Raw genomic sequence first — 19403 nt, forward strand, 5'->3', positions numbered from 1 at the left:
CCTACCGTCGGGGGCCATGAACCCCCTGCACCCGGTCCTGGGCCCCGTACTGGGCCCCGTCCTGCTCCGCCTCGGACGGCTGCGCCGCCGTGTGCTCCTGCACCGCCGCCCACTCGCGGCACTGCTCGCCGGGGCCGCCGTCCTGGCGGCCCTGCAGGCGACCTCTCCCCCACCGCCCGAGACCGTGCGGGTCTGGACGGCGAGCCGGGACCTGCCCGGCGGCACCGTGCTTGAGCCCGCGGACCTCGCGGACGTCCGGTTCGAGCCGGGCTCGGTGCCCGCCGCGGCCGTGCGCGACCCGCGTTCGGTGCTCGGACGCCCCCTGGCGGCGCCGATGGGGCGCGGCGAGGTGGTCACGGCGCTGCGCACCGTCGGTGAAGGGCTGCTCGCGGGCTACCCGGGCCGGACGGCGGTGCCGCTGCGGGTCACCGACGGCGCAGTCGTCGACCTGCTGCGCGTGGGCGACCGGGTCAGCTTCGTGGTGGCCGACCCCGAGGGCCGGACCGCGCCCCTCGTGCTGCTCGAGCGCACCCCCGTCGTGGCGATCCCCGCGGAGCCGGACTCCCGCTCGGACACGGGGCAGCCCGGGCGCCTGGTGGTCGCCGCTGTGCCGAGCAGCCGGGCCGGCGAGGTCGCCGCGCGGGCCGCGACGTCGATACTGATCCCGGTATGGGACCAGTAGCGTTGTTGAGGACTAGGAGAGGGCGTCCGAACCGGTCGGGTCCTCAACCAGGAGGAATCACCATGAGCGGCTTCAAGAACTTCATCCTGCGCGGAAACCTGATCGAGCTCGCCGTGGCCTTCATCATGGCCACGGCGTTCGCGGCGGTGGTCACCGCCACCGTGGAGCTGATCATGTCCCTGATCGGCAAGCTCGGCGGCCAGCCGGACTTCAGCGCCTGGCGGCCGGGCGACCTTCCCGTGGGCGCGTGGATCACCGCAGTGGTCTCGTTCCTGATCATGGCGGCGATCGTCTACTTCCTGATCGTCAAGCCCTACACCGCGGCCAAGGACCGGTTCTTCCCTGCCGAGGAGACCGGGACACCGGCCGACATCGCGCTGCTGGAGGAGATCCGCGACCTGCTCGCGACGCGTTCCGGTCCCGCCTGAGGGAGCTACTGGCCGTGGTGCGGCGGCACCTGTCGTCGCAGCCACTCGTCGCTGCTCTCGGAGGTCGTCCCCGACTCGTCGGCGTCGTCGTTGGTCTGCTCGGGAAGCACCTCGCCGAAGACCTCGGCGAGGCGGCGGCGCCTCGCCGCGCGCTCCGCGGGGGTCAGCTTGTCGTCGCTCATCGGCTCACGCCGTAGCGCTCAGGCACACAGGCCTGCCTCGGCGGCCGCCCTCTTGCGGGCCTCCTCCTGCGCCTCCGCGTCCGGCGAAGGGGCCTGCGACGGGCTGGCCGAGGCGGAAGGTGACCCGGACGGGGACGGGGTGGCCGAGCCGCTGGGGGCCTCTCCGGGCTTGCGTCCGGGGGTGACCGCGTCGGCGGCGAGGCGGCCGAGCGGCTTGTCGAATCGCACCTTGCGCCACACCTCGTCGGCCTCGGGCGCCCACTCGAGGCGGTTGGGATCGGGCGCGTAGGGCCGGTTGGGCACGGTGATGAACTGGATGTTGTCGAGCCCGATGTTCTTCAGCGACGACCCCAGCGAGGTGAGCTCCTGGAGGTGCGCGAACCCGGTGTCGGTGGTCAGTGACTCGGTGGCTGCGTCGAGGAAGCGGTAGAGCCGCACGGGGTTGGCCAGGGTGCCCTTGGAGACGACCTTCTCGATCATCGCCGCGATGAAGGCCTGCTGGCGCTTCATCCGGCCGATGTCGCCGTTGGCCGCACCGATGTCGTGGCGCACCCGGACGTAGTCCAGCGCCTGGGCGCCGTTGACCTTGTAGGTGCCCGCCGGGAGGTGGATGTGCCCGATGTCGTCGTTGACCTCCTTGGGCACGCAGACCTGGACACCCTCGATGGCGTTGACCATGTCCTTGAAGCCGGCGAAGTCGATCACCACGAAGTGGTCGATGCGGACGTCGGTCAGCTGCTCGACGGTCTTGATGGTGCAGGCCGGGCCGCCGACGGCGTACGCCGCGTTGAACTGGGTCAGCCCACCGGGGATGGTGCGCTTGCCGTTCTTGCTCACGCACTCGGGTCGCTCCACCATCGCGTCGCGCGGCAGGCTCACCCCGTAGGCGCGCTTCCGGTCGGCGGAGAGGTGCAGCAGGATCGTGGTGTCCGAGAGACCCGGGGTGTCCCCACCGATCTTGGTGCCGTCGCGGTTGTCGGAACCCATCACCAGGATGTTCAGCGGCCGGGTGGGCCCGTCGACCACCTGGTCGGGGCGGTCGTCGCCGAGCTGGTCGCCGAGCGTGACGGCATTGATGTTGCCCTCGAGCTTCTTGTAGGCCACCAGCAGCACCGAGGTGAGGACGAGGAAGAGGACGCCGACTACGATCACGACGCGTTGGGCGATCGTTCGGCCACGAGACCTGCCCTTGTGGCGCGGCGCTTCGCCGGGCGACTCATCCTCGGACAATGTGACCTTCGATCTCGACAGTGACCCCCCATTGTGACCGTGCGACCTCGGGTCGCCCAAATCATGACATGTGGCAGGTGGGGAACGGTGCACGTTCGTCCGGACCGTCGCGAACCGCCGACGGCCCAACGGCACCGCCTCGTCCCCGCATGGCAAACTTCTGCCGAACGCGCCGGAGACACTGCTTTCCGGACGCGTCCCGCCCCAGTAGCTCAGTGGATAGAGCAGCCGCCTCCTAAGCGAAAGGTCGCCAGTTCGACTCTGGCCTGGGGCACCACGGCTGGAACCGCTCTAGTCCAGTGGGGAGCAGTTTCAAGCGTGAAACCGAGGTGGAAGTCTCCGAGAAACGCCCAATTTGGAGCAGATCACCTTTTGACCATCCGAGTCCCAATATTTCGGGCCTATCCTCGGCAGGTACCTTCGGGGGAGATGAGGAACCGATGACCCAGCACCAGACCGCAGAAGAGCTGCTCACACCGGCAGAGGTGGCAGCCATGCTCTTCGTGGACCCCAAGACCGTGACCCGGTGGGCACGGGCCGGCAAGCTCGACGCGATCCGGACGCCCGGCGGTCACCGCCGCTACCGGACCAGTGATGTCCTCGCGATCATGGCGGGTGACTACAGCAACGAGATCGAGTCCGGATTCGAGACCCCCAGGCCGCTCGTCGCGAGCGTGGACGACGCCGAGCTCGGCACGGACGAGGCGACCGCACGCGCTTTCGAGGCCGAGGCCGACCGCGCCACCCGCCACGTCCTCGAGGCAGCTGCCGCGGTGACCGCGGCCGCGGAGAAGGCGGCCACCGCGGTCGCCCGCGCCCGGGCCGCACGCGCCCTGGTCGGCTCGCCGGCCCCAGCGGATGTCCAGGCGGATGTCCAGACCGGTGTCCAGTCGACTCCGGAGCCGGCTCCGGCCCGCCGCCGGCCCACCACGGACCTACAGGTGCCCTCGCAGCGCGGGAGCACCCACCAGGACGCCCACACCGCCTGACCGGCGGCGACGCGGTCCGTTCTCGCAGACCGTTCTCCTGGCCGGGCTCGGGCCCGGACGCCTTTTGCGCACCGGGTGGGGCAGGTTTACCTTAGCGAGGTAAGCCTTACTTCACTCCGGAGCCTCGATGTCCTCTTTCCCGCTCGGCAACTACCTGATCGGGTTGCGCGAAGGACTCGAGGCCAGCCTGGTGGTGGTCATCCTGATCGCCTACCTGGTGAAGTCGGGCCGAACGCACCTCCTCCCCCGCATCTGGGCCGGGGTCGGGGTCGCCGTACTCATCTCGCTGGCCTTCGGTGCGCTGCTGACCTACGGGCCGCGGCGGCTCACCTTCGAGGCGCAGGAGGCCATCGGCGGCATCCTGTCGATCGTCGCGGTCGGCTTCGTCACCTGGATGGTCTTCTGGATGGGCTCCCACGCCCGCGGGCTCTCCGGTGAGCTCCGCGGCAAGATCGACGTGGCGGCCGACGCCGGCCGGTTCAGCCTCGCCTTCGTCGCCCTGCTCGCTGTCGGGCGCGAGGGGCTGGAGACCGCGCTGTTCCTCTGGGCCGCGACGCAGGCGGCCACCGGGTCGGAGGGGTCCACGCTGACCCCGCTGCTCGGTGCCCTGCTCGGCATCCTCACCGCGATCGCGATGGGCTTCGCCTTCTACAAGGGCGTCCTGAAGATCAACCTGTCCAAGTTCTTCACCTGGACCGGCGCCATCCTGATCGTGGTCGCCGCCGGCGTCCTGGCCTACGGCGTGCACGACCTGCAGGAGGCCGGCATCCTCCCGGGGCTGAACAACCTCGCCTTCGACGTCAGCGCCCAGGTCCCGCCCGACTCCTGGCGGGGCACCCTGCTGAAGGGGACGCTGAACTTCTCCCCCGCCACCACGTGGTTCGAGGCCGGGGCCTGGCTGGCCTACCTCGTCCCCACGATGACCCTGTTCCTCCTCCGGATGCGCACCCCGCGCCCACCGGCCTCCTCCGCTCCGGCAACCTCGCCGGCGCGGGCCGCCTGACGAAAGGCTCCACCCCGTGAACCGACTGATCACGACCTCATTGGCGGTCGTCCTGCTGGGTGCGGGCTCGGCGTGCAGCCTGACCGAGTCCAACGAGCCCTCCTCCAGCGGGGGCAAGGGCACCATCGAGGTGGACTCCTCAGCCAAGGACTGCAAGCTCACCGCCACCGAGGCCCCCTCGGGCAACGTGGTGTTCAAGGTGAAGAACACCGGCAACCAGGTCACCGAGTTCTACCTGTACGCCGAGGATGGGATGCGGATCGTCGGCGAGATCGAGAACGTCGGGCCGGGCCTGTCGCGCGACCTCGTCGTACGCACCGCGCCCGGTGACTACGTCACCTCCTGCCGCCCGGGGATGACCGGCAAGGGGATCCGCTCGGACTTCAAGGTCACCGACTCCGGCAAGGACACCAAGATCACCGGGGTCGACCAGGCCACCATCGACGCCGCGACCACCCAGTACGCCGCCTACGTCAAGGACCAGGCCTCCCAGCTCGTCGACGAGACCGAGGCGTTCACCACCGCCTACGAGAAGGGCGAGGACGAGAAGGCCCGCGCCCTCTACCCGCAGGCGCGCGGCTACTGGGAGCGGATCGAGACCGTCGCGGAGTCCTTCGGCGACCTCGACCCGAAGATGGACCTGCGCGAGGCCGACCTCGAGGAGGGCCAGAAGTGGACCGGCTGGCACCGGATCGAGAAGGACCTGTGGCCCCCGGCGTCGGGCTACAAGCCGCTCACGCCGGCCCAGCGGGCGACGTACGGCGACGACCTGCTGGCCAACACCAAGACGCTGGATCAGCGGGTCCAGACCCTCGACTACACGGTGGACCAGATCGGCAACGGCTCCAAGGGCCTGCTCGACGAGGTGGCCGCCGGGAAGATCACCGGCGAGGAGGACATCTGGTCGCACACCGACCTCTACGACTTCCAGGCCAACGTCGACGGCGCCCGGGTGGGCTTCGAGGGCCTCGAGCCGCTCCTGGAGGTCAAGGACCCCGAGCTGGCGAAGCAGATCGAGTCGGCCTTCGCCGCCCTGCAGACCCAGCTGGACAAGTACAAGGTGGGCAAGGACGGCTTCGTCTCCTACGACAAGGTGACCGAGCCCCAGCGCAAGCAGCTCTCCGACGCCGTGAACACGCTCGCCGAGCCGCTCTCGAAGATGACCGGGGCGATCACGCTGTGACCCAGGGCCGTCCCCCCGGCAGCGGGCTCTCTCGCCGGCGGCTCCTCGGAGCAGCCGGCGCGGGAGCGCTCGCGGCGGGCGCTGCGGGGGTCGGCGGCTTCGCCTACGGCCACGAGTCGCAGGAGCCTGCTGCCGGCGGGGTCGACCGGGCGGCGTACCCCTTCGGCGGCAAGCACCAGGCCGGGATCACCACCCCCGCCCAGGACCGGCTGCACTTCGCCACCTTCGACGTGACCACGGACTCCCGCGAGCAGCTGGTCGCGCTGCTGCGGGAGTGGACCTCGGCTGCCCGTGAGCTGACCACGGGGGTGGCGGTCGGCGACGGCCTGCCCACGTCGTACGACGCGCCCCCGACCGACACCGGTGAGGCCGTCGGGCTCGACGCCTCGGGGCTGACCCTGACGTTCGGGTTCGGTCCCACCCTGTTCGAGAAGGACGGCAAGGACCGCTTCGGGATCCGGGAGCGGCGCCCCGCGGCGCTGCGCGAGCTGCCGCACTTCCCGGCCGACAACCTCGACCCCGCGCGCAGCAACGGCGACCTGTGCATCCAGGCCTGCGCGCACGACCCGCAGGTGGCGGTGCACGCGATCCGCAACCTCGCCCGGATCGGCTTCGGGACGGTCGCGATGCGCTGGACTCAGCTCGGCTTCGGGCGGACGTCGTCGACCTCGACCCGGCAGGCGACCCCGCGCAACCTGTTCGGGTTCAAGGACGGCACCGCTAACCTCAAGTCCGAGGACCCGAAGAACCTCGAGGAGTTCGTCTGGGTCCACGAGGACGACGACGCAGGCGCCACCTGGCTCGCCGGCGGCTCCTACCTGGTCGCCCGCCGGATCAACATGCACATCGAGACCTGGGACCGCACCAGCCTGCGCGAGCAGGAGACGCTGGTGGGTCGCGACCGCACCGAGGGCGCACCGCTCTCCGGCGGGACCGAGTTCACCGAGCCCGACTTCAAGCTCAAGGGCCGCGACGGACCGCTGATCGCGACCGAGTCGCACGTGCGGCTGGCGCACCCGACGCAGAACAAGGGCACCAAGATGCTGCGCCGCGGCTACAACTTCACCGACGGGAGCACCTCGCTCGGGCGCCTGGACGCCGGGCTGTTCTTCATCGCGTTCGTGCGCAACCCCGACGAGCACTACATCCCGATGCAGAACACACTCTCGGCGAAGGACGGGTTGATGGAGTACCTCCAGCACACCGGTTCCGGCCTGTTCGCCGTACCGCCCGGGGTCACCTCGAGGAGCGGCTACATCGGCGAGGGCCTGTTCGCCTGAGGCCCGGCTGAGGTTCGGCTAGCCGACGACCTCGAACTTCATGCCGGCCTTCTGCAGGCGGGAGAGCAGGTTCTCGGCCATCGCGGTCGCGGTGGTCACCTGCCCGGCCGTCGTGGGGTTGTCGTCGAGGACCAGGCACATCGCGGACTCCGCGAGCATCTTCGCGGTCTCGGTGTAGCCGGGGTCGCCGCCCGAGACGCGGGTGTGCACCGACTTGCCGGCACTCGTCCCGACGAAGTCCACCGTGAACCACGACTTCTCCCGGCGCTTCACCGAGGGTCCCTCGCCCTGCTGGAACTTGCCCTGGAGGAGGTTGCGCACCGGCTTGACCTGCGCGGCGAGGGCCAGCGCAGAGACCGCGGCGACACCGCCCACGGCGTACGGCAGGGTCTTGAGACCGGCGTAGTGGCTGTAGCGGAAGTCCGGGCCGTAGCTGGCCAGGGCCGCACCCGAGCGGGCCACCACGAACGGGTCGATCGTCGGCAGCGGCAGCAGCCACAATCCGAGCTCACGGTCCCGGCCCGGCTTGCCGGAGACCGCACGCGACTTGCGACCCTCCGGCCGGCCCTCCTTCTTGCTACGGGCGACCATCGCCTCGCGCATCTGCTTGGCCCGGCTGATCTGGCCCAGCGCCGAGGCGAGGGTGCCGCCGGAGAACTGCGCGCCGGCACGTACGGCGCCGCGCAGCGTGATCGGGTCGCTGGAGCCGAGCTGCTGGACGGTGAACCAGGCGCCGAGGTCGTGCGGGATCGAGTCGAACCCGCAGGCGTGCACGATCCGCGCCCCGGAGGCGACCGCGGCGTCGTGGTGCGCGAGGTACATCCGGTCCACGAACTCCGGCTCCCCGGTGAGGTCGACGTAGTCGGTGCCGGCGGCGGCGCACGCGGCGACCAGCGGCTCGCCGTACTCCAGGTAGGGACCGACCGTGGTGACCACGACGCGCGTGGACTCCGCGAGCGTGCGGAGCGAGGCCGCGTCGGTGCTGTCCGCCTGCAGCAGCGGGAGCTCGGTCAGCGCCGGGTCGATCTTGGCGAGCCGGGCCCGCACCACCTCGAGCTTGGACTGGTTGCGCCCGGCGAGCGCCCACCGCAGCCCGGCTGGGGCGTGCTCGGCGAGGTAGGCGGCGGTGAGCTCACCGGTGAAGCCGGTGGCCCCGAGGACGACGATGTCGTGTGCGCGATCAGGCAAGGTCACTCCTGGGTCGGTTACGAGCTGGTCCCCCATCCTCACCCATCCGCACGCCCCGCCGCCCCCACGGTCCGCGATGCGGTGCCCCAGCCGCCCCAGGGGGTCGAGCAGCGAGCGGTAGAACTCCCGGGCGTACGACGGCAACGAGTCGGACGTACGAGGGGCACGACCACAAGGTGGTCGAGCAGCGAACGCAGTGAGCGGACAGCCGAGACCACACAGGCGACCCGGGAGCCAGACGTACGACGGCACGAGGGCCCGCACTCGCACGTACGACGGGTACGACCACAAGGTGGTCGAGCAGCGAGCGCCAGTGAACGGACAGCCGAGACGAGCGGACAGTCGAGACCACCATGGGGGTCGCGCCCTACGGGGCGTACCCCCGCCCTCGGCGTACGTCTGGCTCTTGGCTCACCTGACGTGGTCTCGACTATCCGCTCGCTCCGCTCGCTGCTCGACCACCTAGTGGTCGCGTGCACCGGCGTACGTCTGCTTCCCCGCTCACCAACGTGGTCTCGACTAGCCGCTCGCTTCGCTCGCTGCTCGACCACCTAGTGGTCGCGCGCCCCGGCGTACGTCTGCTTTCCCGCTCACCCGGCGGGGTCTCGACTGTCCGCTCGCTGACGCTCGCTGCTCGACCACCTTGGGCGCCGCGGAACTGCTCGACCGGTCGGGAGGGGGCGCCTAGACTCGAATTATGTGCCGCAACATCCGCACCCTGCACAACTTCGAGCCGCCGGCGACGCGGGACGAGGTGCACGCTGCTGCGGTGCAGTACGTCCGGAAGATCAGTGGGTCCACCAAGCCGTCGCAGGCCAACCAGCATGCGTTCGACCACGCTGTCGCGGAGGTCGAGGCGGCGACGCGGCGGCTGCTGGAGAGCCTGAGCACCAGTGCGCCGCCGAAGAACCGCGAGGAGGAGGCGGCCAAGGCCCGCGCTCGGGCCGAGGTGCGCTACGCGCGTGGCTGATCCGGTCGGCACGCTGCTCGGCGGGCGCGTCGTCGTGCTCACCGGCGCCGGTCTCTCCACCGACTCGGGCATCCCCGACTACCGGGGCCCGGGGGCGCCGGTGCGGATGCCGATGACCTACCAGGATTTCGTCGCCACCCCGGACAACCAGCGCCGCTACTGGGCCCGCGCCCACGTCGGCTGGTCCCGGATGGGCGAGGCCGAGCCCAACGAGGGCCACCGCGCGCTGGCCCGGCTCGAGGCCGCCGGACGCGTGTCCTTCCTGATCACCCAGAACGTCGACGGCCTCCACGAACGCGCCGGCAGCCAGCGGATGGTCGCCCTGCACGGCCGGATCAGCGAGGTCGTCTGCCTGGACTGCCGCGGCCGCACGCACCGTACGGCGATGCAGCGACTGCTGAGCGAGGCCAACCCCGGCTGGCTGCAGCGGCACTCAGAGGTCCTGTCCCGACCGGACGGAGACGTCGAGCTCGACGACACGCACGCGTTCGTCGTCCCCGGCTGCTCGGGCTGCGGCGGCCGGCTCAAGCCCCACGTGGTCTTCTTCGGCGAGAACGTGCCCAAGGACCGGGTCCAGCGCTGCTACACCGCTCTCGAGTCGGCCGATGCCCTGCTGGTCGCGGGCTCGTCGCTGACGGTGATGTCCGGCCTCCGCTTCGTGCGGTACGCCGCCAAGGCCGGCCTTCCCGTCGTGATCGTGAACCGCGGCCCGACCCGCGGGGACCCGCTGGCCACCGTGAAGATCGAGGCCGGCTGCAGCGAGTGGCTCACCGCCTGGTCGCTCAGTGCCGGCGACGCAGAGCCCTCAGGAGGGCGTCACGAAGATGTGCTCGGCCGCCTCGGTCACGATCTCGGTCGTCTCGCCTGAGCTGCCCAGCAGCACGCCCTCGGGGGTGGAGACAGCGGCGATCACGGCGCCCGGGATCGCGCCCGCACGGCGCAGGGCGCCCATCAGCACCTCGTCCTTCTGCATCTCCTCGCTGATCCGGCGTACCCGCACCCGCCGCGACTCCGGGCCGACCACGGAGCTCAACGGTTCGACCCCGTCGCGGAAGTGCTCGCCCTCGCCGCTCTGGCCCAGCTCGGCCAGCCCGGGGATCGGGTTGCCGTAGGGCGACTCCGTGGGGTGGTCGAGCAGCTCGAGCAGGCGGCGCTCGACGGTCTCGCTCATCACGTGCTCCCAGCGGCACGCCTCCTCGTGGACCAGCTCCCAGTCCAGGCCGATCACGTCGGTCAGCAGGCGCTCCGCGAGGCGGTGCTTGCGCATCACCCGGGTGGCGAGGCCGTTGCCCTTCTCGGTCAGCTGGAGGTGCCGGTCACCCTCGACGGTCAAGAGGCCGTCGCGCTCCATCCGGGCGACCGTCTGGCTCACCGTGGGCCCGCTCTGGTGCAGCCGCTCGGCGATCCGGGCGCGCAGGGGCACGATGCCCTCCTCGACGAGCTCGTAGATCGTGCGGAGGTACATCTCGGTGGTGTCGATCAGATCGCTCACCCACTCATTCTGGCACTGTTCGCATGACGAGCGGGTGCCCACCTCGCTGCCGCGGACGCCGGGCGGCGCGAGCGCGACCCGGGCCCGGCGCTCTCAGCACGTGGACGCCAGGCGCGCCCTGAGGCGCCAATTCCCGCGTTTTGTTCCGCGCCGTCCCCCTTTGCGGATACAACTGAGCGTGCACTCATCGGGGCCCCATCGAGTCTTCCTCCTCGACGAGAACGAGATCTTCCGTCTCGGGGTCCGTTCGGTGCTCTCCGACAGCGAGGCCCTGCACGTCGTCGGCGAGACCGGGAGCCCGGAGCAGGCGATCTCCCTGGTGGCGGCCGCCCGCCCGCACGTGGCCGTGGTGGGTATCCGCGAGGACGGGGTGTCCCTGCTCGAACAGCTGCCCGAGCTCAAGGAGCGGCACCCGCCGATGCGCGTGCTGGTGCTGAGCCGCGCCGACAAGGACGAGCTGCTGGACGCAGCCCTGCGGGGAGGTGCCGACGGGTACCTGTTCACGAACCTCCACGCCGAGCAGCTCACGGCGGCGGTCTGCGCCATCGCCGAGGGCCGCACCCTGATCGACCCGGCCGTCGCCGTACGCCTGGCGACCCGCCGGCAGCGCGCACCGGAGGCCTCAGACGCGGCGGACGCGTTGCAGCTGCTCACGCCCCAGGAGCACAAGATCCTGGCCCTGATCGGCGAGGGGCTGACCAACCAGCAGATCGCCGACCGGCTCTACCTGGTCGAGAAGACCGTGCGCAACCACGTCACCCGGCTGCTCGCCAAGCTCGGGGTGCAGCGCCGTACGCAGGCCGCCCTGCTGGCGGCACGGCTCGGCGTGGGTCCGCACACGGGCAGCTGAGCGGCACCGGCCCTGCGTGAAAAGCGGGTCAGAGACCGCGCTGGCGGCGGATCGCCTCGCTGAGCGACTCCACCGTCTCGTCGCTGGGTGAGGCGGCGTCCTGGTTGGTGCTCTCCAACTGCGCCAGCAGCTCGGCGCGGTGCACCGCCACCGACCGTGGGGCGGCGATCCCCACGCGCACCACGTCGCCGCGCACCTCGAGGACGGTGACGACGACATCGTCTCCGATGGCGACGCTCTCACCTACGCGACGGCTCACAACCAGCATGCGCCCACGCTACCTGCCGAAGGACTCCACGGCAGGCACGTGGCTCAAGCGGCGCTCAGCGGCGTGGTCAGCGAGAGGGCGGGATCGTCGAGGACGACCTGCTGGGCCCGCCTGGTCGAGGTGTTCACCAGCAGGGGTGCCGCGAGGTTGGCGGTCGAGTCGGACAGCGAGGCGCCGGCGTTGACCACCACCAGCACGAGGACGTCCTCCGGGCCGGCGATGCCGAGCTCACGGACCGTGTCCTCGTCGACCTCGGGCACGTAGTCGGGGAAGAAGGCCGCCGGCGGCATCACCAGGAAGCGCAGCTCGGGCTCCTCGATCGAGCGGAGGGCGCAGAGCAGCCCGTCGTCGTCGAGCTGCACCAGCGCGAAGCGGCGCAGGGCGGGGAAGCCCGGCATCGGCTGCACGAGCTCGATCAGCGGTACGTCGGACATGTGACTCCCTGGTGAGTGGGCGGTCCTGTCGAGGTCGGTGACCTTGTCAGTGACCGGGGGCGCGTAGTCGATGGTCATCGCAAGAAGTCCAGGAGGCTCGGCTGCATCACGCGGGCCGTGGCCGCGAGGGCGGCCTGGTAGGCGGTCTCCTGCAGCTGCAGCTCCACCATGACCTTGGGAAGGTCGGCGTTCTCGACCTCGGAGAGCGAGCTCCTCAGGCGCAGCTCGAGGTCCGCGGAGGTCTGGGTGGCGGCATCGACCTGCTTGGCGCGCGTGCCGACCCCGGCGTGGGCCGTGTTCAACCGGTCGAGGTCGGCGTTGAGGTTGGTGATGCCTGCCTGGATGCCGGCCTGGTCGCCGTCTCGCAGCGCGGTCGAGAGCGCGGTGAGGTGGTCGAAGACGTTGTCGCCGGCCGGGCCGAACACGGCGTCGGCATCGGTGTCGACCCGGACCTGCACCCCGTCGGCGATGGTCCGGTTGACGGCGCCGGGCGTGCCCACGAAGGTGCCGGAGGCGTCGTACGCCTTGTCGCCGGCGGTGATGCCACCGAAGACCGGGCGACCGAGGTAGGTGGTGTTGGCCGCGGCCAACAGATTCTTGCGCAGCTCGTCGACCGTCGTGGCGAGGGCATCGCGAGCGGACTGGCCCACGGCGCCCGCATTGGCGCCCTGGAGCGCGAGGTTGCGCGCCTCCCGGGTCTGGTCGGTCACCGAGGTCATCGTGTGGTCGATGGTCCCCAGCCAGGCGGCGCCGTCCTGGGCGTTGCGCTGGTACTGGCGGGCCGCCGCGAGGTCGTCGCGCAGCCGCATCGCCGTGGTGGTCCCGCTCGGCGAGTCCGAGGGCCGGTTCAGCACACGGCCGGTGGACAGCTGCTCCTGGAGCCGGCCCATCCGGGACATGTTGGCCTGCAGCGACTCCAGCGAGTTGCGGGTCAGCATGCTCTGGGTGACGCGAGTGATGGCCATCAGCGCAGCAACCCGGTCCGGTTGATCAAGGTGTCGAGCACGGAGTCGACCGTGGTCATCACCCGGGCGGCCGCCTCGTAGGCCCGCTGGGCCGCGATCATGTTCACCATCTCCTCATCGAGGTCGACGCCGGCGAGCTGCTCCCGTGCGCTGTCGACCTGGCCGGTCAGGACCTGCTGGTTGGCGGCACGCCGCCGTGTCTCGATCACCTCGGTGCCGAGCCCGTTGACGAGCCGCTGGTAAGCCCCCTCCACCCCGGGTGCGGTGGCGAGCAGGTCAGCGTTCCCGGTGTCGGTGCCGCCCCCGGGGACCGAGGAGGCGGCCACGAGCCGGGGGTCGGTGAGGCTCACCGCGAGGGTGCCGAGGACGTCGGCCGGGTCGTAGGAGAACACCGCGAGGCCCGGGTCGCCGGCAGCGTCGTACCCCGCCTGGTGGCGGGTGTTGATGCCGTCGGCCAGGTCCTTGGCCACGGCGGAGAGCCCGGTCAGGTAGCCGGGCAGGGTGGTGGTCAGCAGGTCGGTGAGGCCGCCGAGCTCGCCGCCGATCCCGGCCGGGACCGCCGTGGTGCCGGACGCGTCCACGACGGCGAAGGAGACCGGGGCACCGTCGCTGTCCCCCGTCGGCGTGACTCCGCCGGCGACGGTGAGGCTGCCTGCCCGGCTGCCGGTCACGAGGGGTACGCCGTTGACCGTCACGTCCGCGCCGCCGTCGGCCCGCACGGTGGCCTTGGCGCCGGTGAGCTCCGCGAGCCGCATGGTGAGCTGGTCGCGCTTGTCGAGCAGCACGCCCACGTCGGAGCCGTTCATGGTGCCGGCCGCGATCGCCCGGTTGGTGTCGGCGAGGCCCCGAGCCACGGTGTTGGCCTCGCTCACGTCGCCGAGCAGGCGGACCCGCTGGTCCCCGGCCTCGGTCTCGACGTGGCGCGCCTGGACCCGGATGGCGTCGAGGACGTTGCGTGCGCTGGAGAGGACCTGTGCCCGGGCGGACTCGCTGGTCGGGCTCTTGGCGAGCTCGGACCAGGCGTCGCGCAGCTCGGCCAGCGAGGCGGCGATCCCCGCGTCGCCGGGCTCGCCGAGGCCGTCCTCGATCCGCTCGAGGCTGGCCGTGCGGACGTCGAGGTAGGCCTGGTTCCCGTGCTCACGGCGACCGCGCACGTTGAGCAGCTCGTCGGTCATCCGGGTCACCCCGGAGACCTGCACGCCGTCACCGGCACCGTCGTAGCGCGACCACATGGCCGGCTGGGTCGGCCCTCCGATGGCAGCCGCCTCCACGCGGCGCCGGGCGTATCCCTCGGTGGAGACGTTGGCGATGTTGCCGCCCGCGACGTCCATGGCCACGCGGTTGTACCGCAGCGCCGACAGGGCCGTGTTGAGGGAGGAGAAACCGCCGGACACCGCTACAGGCTCCTGTCGACCAGTCGCGGGACGGTCTCGGTCATCACGGCCGCTCCGTCGGGCGAGTAGCCCTGGGCGACGCGCTCGAGGCTCAGCAGCGCCTCGCGCGCGGAGCGCAGGCCGGTGGTGAGCAGGTCGCGGTTGGTCTCGGCCATCGCCGTGATCTCGCGGCTGACCTTCTCGAAGGAGTCCTTGTGGTCGAGCAGGATCGAGCGCCACGGCTCGTCGACCGCCTCCGCGAGGGCGCGCAGGCTCGGGTTGCTGGACAGCCCGATCGAGTCGGCGGCCTCGTCGGCCGCGACCGCCCGCAGGATCTCGGTCTCCCGCAGCATCTCCAGCACCAGGGCGACCTCCTTGGCGGCCCGGGACAGCCAGCGCGTACGACCGCTCGCGAGCACCAGCTGCTCCATCTCGAGCTTGAACAGCAACGAGTCGAGGAGCTCACGCTCGCGCCACAGGATCTGCGACAGCTTGTCCACTGGTCCTCTTCTCCTCGTCCGGTGCGCACTTCCCCAGGTCGGCCCCAGGACGGCGATGTCCCTCTCATCGGCGGCGAGCGGCCCGGCGTGAGCAGAACGAGCAAGAAATTCCGGCGCGATCGGCACGAGCTGGTCTACAAGGTGGACCTGTTTCGCTGGCCGCCGCGGAACCCCGAGTAGTCCCACCTAGCTATGCCTACTAGGGACATACGTCCCGAATCTCGCGACTCGCCCGATTTATCCCAAGAAACCCACCAGAAGGGACATAGAGCGCAAGAAGGTACGTCTCGTGACCAACGCACTCCAGTCCCCCGCCGTCTCGTCGGCCGACGAGATGATCACCGCGCATCTGCCCCTCGTCGCCCACGTGGTGCGCGAGACCATGGGCCGGGTGCCGGGCCACGTCAACCGCGACGACCTCACCTCCGCCGGCATGATGGCGCTGGTCCAGGCCCAGCGTGCGTACGACGCCAGCCGGGGCGTTCCCTTCGCCAGCTACGCCACCACCCGGATCCGCGGCGCCGTGCTCGACGAGCTGCGCAGCGTCGACTGGGCCTCCCGCTCGGTACGCCGCCGGGCCCGCACCCTCGACGAGACCCGTACCCACCTCGCCACGTCCCTGGGCCGGATGCCGAGCGCCCAGGAGGTCGCCGCCGCCGTCGGCCTGACCGCCGATGAGATCGCCCGCAACCAGGACGACATCGCGCGGGCCCAGGTCCTCTCGATCCAGGGCTCCGAGCAGTCCGACCTCGAGCACCTGCTGCCCACGGCCGGCGAGACCCCCGAGCAGGTCGTGGAGAACCGCGAACAGCTCACCTACATGGTCGAGGCCGTCGCCGAGCTGCCGGAGCGGCTGCGCACCGTGGTGGAGCAGTACTTCCTCGTCGAGCGCCCGATGGCCGAGATCGCCGCCGAGCTCGGGGTGAGCGAGTCCCGCGTCTCCCAGATCCGCGCCGAGGCGCTCGTCCTGCTCCGCGGGGCGATGGAACGCGCCCTCGCGCCCGAGCAGGTCGCCGAGACCGGCCGGGCGACGGGCTGCGCAGCTCGCCGCCGCGAGAGCTACTACTCCGCGGTCGCCGCCCGGCACGCCGCCGGCGGCAGCCTCGCGATCGGGGCCCACGCACACCCGGTCTCGCTCGACGAGACCGCGTGAGAAAACTTCTGTAAAAACATCTCAGGAGGTCGGCGGCCACGCCGATGAGACAGCCACGGAACCCAAGGACGGGGACCGGCACCACGACTCAACATCCAGGAAGGAAACCATCATGAGTCTTCGCATCAACCAGAACATCGACGCCTTCAACAGCTACCGCAACCTGTCGGTGACGCAGGGCCAGATGTCCAAGTCGCTGGAGAAGCTGTCCAGCGGATTCCGCATCAACCGCGCTGCCGACGACGCCGCCGGCCTCGCGATCTCCGAGGGCCTGCGCTCGCAGGTCGGCGGGCTCAAGGTGGGCGTGCGGAACGCCCAGGACGGTATCTCCGTCGCGCAGACCGCTGAAGGTGCCCTCACCGAGGTCCACTCGATGCTGCAGCGGATGAACGACCTGTCCGTCCAGTACGCGAACGGCACGCAGAACACCGAGTCGCAGGCCGCCCTCTCGGCGGAGTTCGACGCACTCAGCACCGAGATCGGCCGGATCAAGGACAACACCAAGTTCAACGGGGTGGAGCTCTTCTCCGGCGGCGCGCTGGCGTTCCAGGTCGGCTACGACAGCGGGGACACGATCGAGATCTCCGCCACCGCCCTGGCCGACTTCTCGACGGCCACCGCGATGGCTGCGATCGACATCACCGACAGCAACACGCTGAAGGCGGCCGTCACCGAGGTCTCCACACAGCGTGCCGCCCTGGGTGCTGTGCAGAACCGGTTCGAGCACACGATCAACAACGTGAACGTTGCGATCGAGAACCTGTCCGCCTCGGAGAGCCGGATCCGCGACACCGACATGGCCTCGGAGATGGTGAACTTCACCCGCTCCCAGATCCTGTCGCAGGCCGGCACCGCGATGCTCGCTCAGGCCAACCAGGCCCCGCAGAGCGTGCTCAGCCTGCTCCGCTGATCGACCACCGTCTGATCAGCACAGGCAGTACCAGCAGCTCCGGCGAGGGGGCGAGACCCCCTCGCCGGAGCTGTTCCACCTAAAAGCAACGACCAGCCAGGGAGGGGACGTCAGATGGCCACCGCATCGATCAGCGGACTCTCGAGCGGGCTCGACACCGCCACGATCATCGACCAGCTGATGCAGCTGGAGTCCGCCCCCCAGACCCGGCTCCGGACCACCCTGACGGCGGAGCAGAGCAAGGTCGCCCAGCTCCAGTCGATCAACACCAAGGTCGCCGCCCTGATGACGCAGGCCAAGGACCTGGCCGCCGGCACCGGGTGGAACGCCCTCACCGCCACCTCCTCGAGCACCGGCGTGGCCGTGAGCACCACCGGGGGCACGGCGGTCGGCAGCTTCGCCTTCACCGTCGACGCGACGGCCGCAGCCCACCGGCTGACCTTCGCGACCACGTCCGCCGCGAGCACCACGGTCGTCTCCGGTGGCACGACAGTCCAGCTCACCTCCGGTGGAGTCACCCAGAGCCTCGAGACCGGCGACGGCACCCTGGACGGCCTGGTCAACGCCCTCAACGGCTCCGGCACCGGCGTCACCGCCGCCAAGGTCAAGCTCGACGACGGCAGCTTCCGCCTGGTCGTCAGCGCCAGCAGGACCGGCGCCGCCGCAGGCTTCACCCTGACCAACGCCGACGGCTCGGACCTGCTCGGCGGGGCGAGCGTCACCGCCGGCCGCGACGCCGCCATCACCATGGGCGCCGACACGATCCACTCCCCCACCAACACCTTCACCGGAGTCGTCCCGGGCGTGGACCTCACCGTCTCCAGCGCCGCCGTCGGCACCTCCGTCGAGGTGTCCGTGGCGCGGGACAGCAACAAGGTCAAGGACAACGTCAAGTCGCTGGTCGACGGGGTGAACGCGATCCTGACCCAGATCGACTCGCTGACGGCGTACAACCCCACGAGCAAGACCACCGCGCCGCTCGCCGGCGACACCGGCCTGCGGGAGCTGCGGACCCAGCTGCTCAACTCGGTCTACCCCGGCGACGGGACCTCGATGGCCGAGATCGGCCTGCAGACCGACCGCTACGGCAAGCTCGTCCTCGACGCCACCAAGTTCGCCACGGCGTACGCCGCTGACCCCGCACGGGTCGCCGGCGCGTTCACCCGTGACTCCGGTGACGGGTTCGCGGCCCGGATCGCGACCATCGCGGAGAAGGCGAGCGACAAGTACACCGGCACCATCACGACCGCGATCACCGGCCGCAACTCCGCGATCGGGCGGCTCAACGACAGCATCGACAACTGGGACACCCGCCTGGAGCTGCGGCGCACCACCCTGACCCGTCAGTTCACCGCCCTGGAGACGGCGCTGAGCCAGATGACCAGCCAGTCCAGCTGGCTCGCGGGACAGATCAGCTCCATGACCGGATCATCGTAGAAGCCAAGGAGGGCACGAAGATGATGATGATGACCAACGCACGCGCCGCATACATGGATGCATCGGTGGCGACGGCAGACCCCAGCAGGCTCCTGCTGATGCTCTGCGACCGGCTGGTGCTCGACGTGCAGCGCGCGCACACCGCCCAGGTCGCACAGAACCACCAGGCCGCCCACGACCAGCTCCTGCACGCGCAGGCGATCGTCAGCGAGCTGCGCACCAGCCTCGACCCTGCCGGGTTCAAGGGCGGCGTCGAGCTCGCGGCGCTCTACGACTACCTCTACCAGCAGCTCGTCGTGGCCAACATCCGCCGCGACGCCGAGGTGACCGCGCAGTGCGAGCAGATCGTCGTCCAGGTCGCGGAGACCTGGCGCCAGGCAGCGCTCTCGCTGGCCAGGACGGCGTGAGCACGATGAGCGCGATGGCACGCGACGAGCGCCACGACGTGGCCCTGGAGTGGGAGGTCGAGCTCGACCGCCTCGACCTCGAGGTGATCAGGGTCGAGCGGCTGCTCAAGGCGATGAAGCCGATGGAGCACCCGGACTGGGTCGCGCCGTCCCCCTCCGGCCCGATGCCGCCGCACCTGCTCCCGCGAGCGATGGAGATCCACCGCCGGCAGACGGCGATGCTGGAGCGCGTGCTCCGCGCGATGCGGAGCACCACGCTGCACCGCACCTACGTGGAGACCCTCGCGGATCCGAACGACGCGGCGCCGCGCTACGTCAACGTGACCGGCTGAGTGGCAAATCCGCGATATTAGGGACATTTGGCCCCAATATCGGATTTTCTCCTTAACCCCGGCCTAGTCCGGCCGAAAGAACCAGCGAGCACGGATTGCTCGCCACTGCCGAAGGACCGGCGCCCCATCGCCATCTCCGGAGGCATG

Annotated in this window: 22 protein-coding genes, 1 tRNA gene and 1 pseudogene; 15 read left to right on the plus strand and 9 right to left on the minus strand. The window is 70.6% G+C overall.

Annotated elements, in window-relative coordinates:
• Positions 1-16: 16 nt before the first annotated feature.
• Both AC4BGB_RS07870 and AC4BGB_RS07875 read left to right on the plus strand, forming a co-directional pair.
• Positions 17-682: an SAF domain-containing protein gene (locus AC4BGB_RS07870; protein WP_490546224.1), complete on the plus strand. Its 666-nt coding sequence runs from the start codon at positions 17-19 to the stop codon at positions 680-682.
• A 62-nt stretch (positions 683-744) separates the two neighbouring features.
• Positions 745-1110, plus strand: a complete 366-nt coding sequence (locus AC4BGB_RS07875) for an MscL family protein (protein WP_490546225.1) — start codon at positions 745-747, stop codon at positions 1108-1110.
• A gap of 5 nt (positions 1111-1115) precedes the next feature.
• Here the strand turns inward: AC4BGB_RS07875 and AC4BGB_RS07880 are convergent, their stop codons facing one another.
• Positions 1116-1292: a hypothetical protein gene (locus tag AC4BGB_RS07880; protein WP_490546226.1), complete on the minus strand. Its 177-nt coding sequence runs from the start codon at positions 1290-1292 to the stop codon at positions 1116-1118.
• An 18-nt stretch (positions 1293-1310) separates the two neighbouring features.
• Positions 1311-2444, minus strand: coding sequence for an LCP family protein (locus AC4BGB_RS07885; protein WP_490546227.1), 1134 nt, complete (start codon positions 2442-2444; stop codon positions 1311-1313).
• A gap of 279 nt (positions 2445-2723) precedes the next feature.
• Here AC4BGB_RS07885 and AC4BGB_RS07890 point away from each other — a divergent pair.
• From AC4BGB_RS07890 to efeB, 5 genes and pseudogenes are all read left to right on the plus strand, one after another.
• Positions 2724-2799 (plus strand) — tRNA-Arg (locus AC4BGB_RS07890).
• 163 nt (positions 2800-2962) lie between these two features.
• Positions 2963-3139, plus strand: a pseudogene (locus AC4BGB_RS07895) (BldC family transcriptional regulator); the annotation flags it as partial.
• 499 nt (positions 3140-3638) lie between these two features.
• Positions 3639-4514, plus strand: a complete 876-nt coding sequence (gene efeU / locus AC4BGB_RS07900; RefSeq protein ID WP_490546228.1) for an iron uptake transporter permease EfeU — start codon at positions 3639-3641, stop codon at positions 4512-4514.
• Between the two features lie 16 nt (positions 4515-4530).
• Positions 4531-5697 carry an iron uptake system protein EfeO gene (gene efeO, locus AC4BGB_RS07905; protein ID WP_490546229.1) on the plus strand — a complete coding sequence of 389 codons (1167 nt, stop codon included), beginning with the start codon at positions 4531-4533 and terminating at the stop codon, positions 5695-5697.
• Entirely contained in the window at positions 5694-6977 is a 1284-nt protein-coding gene (gene efeB / locus AC4BGB_RS07910; RefSeq protein ID WP_490546230.1) for an iron uptake transporter deferrochelatase/peroxidase subunit, read from the plus strand. The genes efeO and efeB overlap by 4 nt, the downstream gene beginning before the upstream one ends.
• An 18-nt stretch (positions 6978-6995) precedes the next feature.
• On the opposite strand, the gene AC4BGB_RS07915 is transcribed toward efeB, so the two are convergent.
• Positions 6996-8165, minus strand: a complete 1170-nt coding sequence (locus AC4BGB_RS07915; RefSeq protein ID WP_490546231.1) for a saccharopine dehydrogenase family protein — start codon at positions 8163-8165, stop codon at positions 6996-6998.
• A 697-nt stretch (positions 8166-8862) separates the two neighbouring features.
• On the opposite strand from AC4BGB_RS07915, the gene AC4BGB_RS07920 reads away from it, so the two are divergent.
• Complete coding sequence (locus tag AC4BGB_RS07920; RefSeq protein ID WP_490546232.1) at positions 8863-9135, plus strand: DUF2277 domain-containing protein; 273 nt, start codon at positions 8863-8865, stop codon at positions 9133-9135.
• Complete coding sequence (locus AC4BGB_RS07925; RefSeq protein ID WP_490546233.1) at positions 9128-10003, plus strand: NAD-dependent protein deacetylase; 876 nt, start codon at positions 9128-9130, stop codon at positions 10001-10003. The genes AC4BGB_RS07920 and AC4BGB_RS07925 overlap by 8 nt, the downstream gene beginning before the upstream one ends.
• Here AC4BGB_RS07925 and AC4BGB_RS07930 read toward each other — a convergent pair.
• Positions 9941-10627, minus strand: a complete 687-nt coding sequence (locus tag AC4BGB_RS07930; RefSeq protein WP_490546234.1) for an iron-dependent transcriptional repressor DtxR — start codon at positions 10625-10627, stop codon at positions 9941-9943. The genes AC4BGB_RS07925 and AC4BGB_RS07930 overlap by 63 nt on opposite strands.
• A 178-nt stretch (positions 10628-10805) precedes the next feature.
• Here AC4BGB_RS07930 and AC4BGB_RS07935 point away from each other — a divergent pair, with 178 nt between their 5' ends.
• Positions 10806-11477, plus strand: a complete 672-nt coding sequence (locus AC4BGB_RS07935) for a LuxR C-terminal-related transcriptional regulator (RefSeq protein ID WP_490546235.1) — start codon at positions 10806-10808, stop codon at positions 11475-11477.
• 28 nt (positions 11478-11505) lie between these two features.
• On the opposite strand, the gene csrA is transcribed toward AC4BGB_RS07935, so the two are convergent.
• The 5 genes from csrA to AC4BGB_RS07960 are packed head-to-tail and all read right to left on the minus strand — an operon-like array spanning position 11506 to position 15017.
• On the minus strand, positions 11506-11745 hold the full coding sequence (gene csrA / locus AC4BGB_RS07940; RefSeq protein ID WP_490546236.1) for a carbon storage regulator CsrA: 240 nt from the start codon (positions 11743-11745) through the stop codon (positions 11506-11508).
• 44 nt (positions 11746-11789) lie between these two features.
• Positions 11790-12257 carry a flagellar assembly protein FliW gene (gene fliW, locus AC4BGB_RS07945; RefSeq protein ID WP_490546237.1) on the minus strand — a complete coding sequence of 156 codons (468 nt, stop codon included), beginning with the start codon at positions 12255-12257 and terminating at the stop codon, positions 11790-11792.
• Positions 12254-13144 (minus strand): flagellar hook-associated protein FlgL, encoded by an 891-nt coding sequence (gene flgL, locus AC4BGB_RS07950; RefSeq protein ID WP_490546238.1) that lies wholly within the window; start codon positions 13142-13144, stop codon positions 12254-12256. Before flgL ends, fliW begins: the two co-directional genes overlap by 4 nt.
• A complete protein-coding gene (gene flgK / locus AC4BGB_RS07955; protein WP_490546239.1) occupies positions 13144-14538 on the minus strand; it encodes a flagellar hook-associated protein FlgK in 1395 nt (464 codons plus the stop codon). The genes flgL and flgK overlap by 1 nt, the downstream gene beginning before the upstream one ends.
• Positions 14539-14540: 2 nt before the next feature.
• The gene (locus AC4BGB_RS07960; RefSeq protein WP_490546240.1) at positions 14541-15017 is read right to left on the minus strand and encodes a flagellar protein FlgN; all 477 of its coding nucleotides are present in this window, start codon (positions 15015-15017) and stop codon (positions 14541-14543) included.
• Between the two features lie 289 nt (positions 15018-15306).
• On the opposite strand from AC4BGB_RS07960, the gene AC4BGB_RS07965 reads away from it, so the two are divergent.
• From AC4BGB_RS07965 to AC4BGB_RS07985, 5 genes are all read left to right on the plus strand, one after another.
• Positions 15307-16170: a sigma-70 family RNA polymerase sigma factor gene (locus AC4BGB_RS07965; RefSeq protein ID WP_490546241.1), complete on the plus strand. Its 864-nt coding sequence runs from the start codon at positions 15307-15309 to the stop codon at positions 16168-16170.
• Between the two features lie 112 nt (positions 16171-16282).
• Complete coding sequence (locus AC4BGB_RS07970; RefSeq protein ID WP_490546242.1) at positions 16283-17080, plus strand: flagellin N-terminal helical domain-containing protein; 798 nt, start codon at positions 16283-16285, stop codon at positions 17078-17080.
• A 114-nt stretch (positions 17081-17194) separates the two neighbouring features.
• On the plus strand, positions 17195-18517 hold the full coding sequence (gene fliD, locus AC4BGB_RS07975; protein ID WP_490546243.1) for a flagellar filament capping protein FliD: 1323 nt from the start codon (positions 17195-17197) through the stop codon (positions 18515-18517).
• 29 nt (positions 18518-18546) lie between these two features.
• Positions 18547-18924: a flagellar export chaperone FliS gene (fliS, locus tag AC4BGB_RS07980; RefSeq protein WP_490546244.1), complete on the plus strand. Its 378-nt coding sequence runs from the start codon at positions 18547-18549 to the stop codon at positions 18922-18924.
• Positions 18921-19256, plus strand: a complete 336-nt coding sequence (locus tag AC4BGB_RS07985; protein ID WP_490546245.1) for a hypothetical protein — start codon at positions 18921-18923, stop codon at positions 19254-19256. The genes fliS and AC4BGB_RS07985 overlap by 4 nt, the downstream gene beginning before the upstream one ends.
• The last annotated feature ends 147 nt before the right edge of the window (positions 19257-19403 follow it).

The organism is Nocardioides sp. Z30_9 (assembly GCF_058215735.1).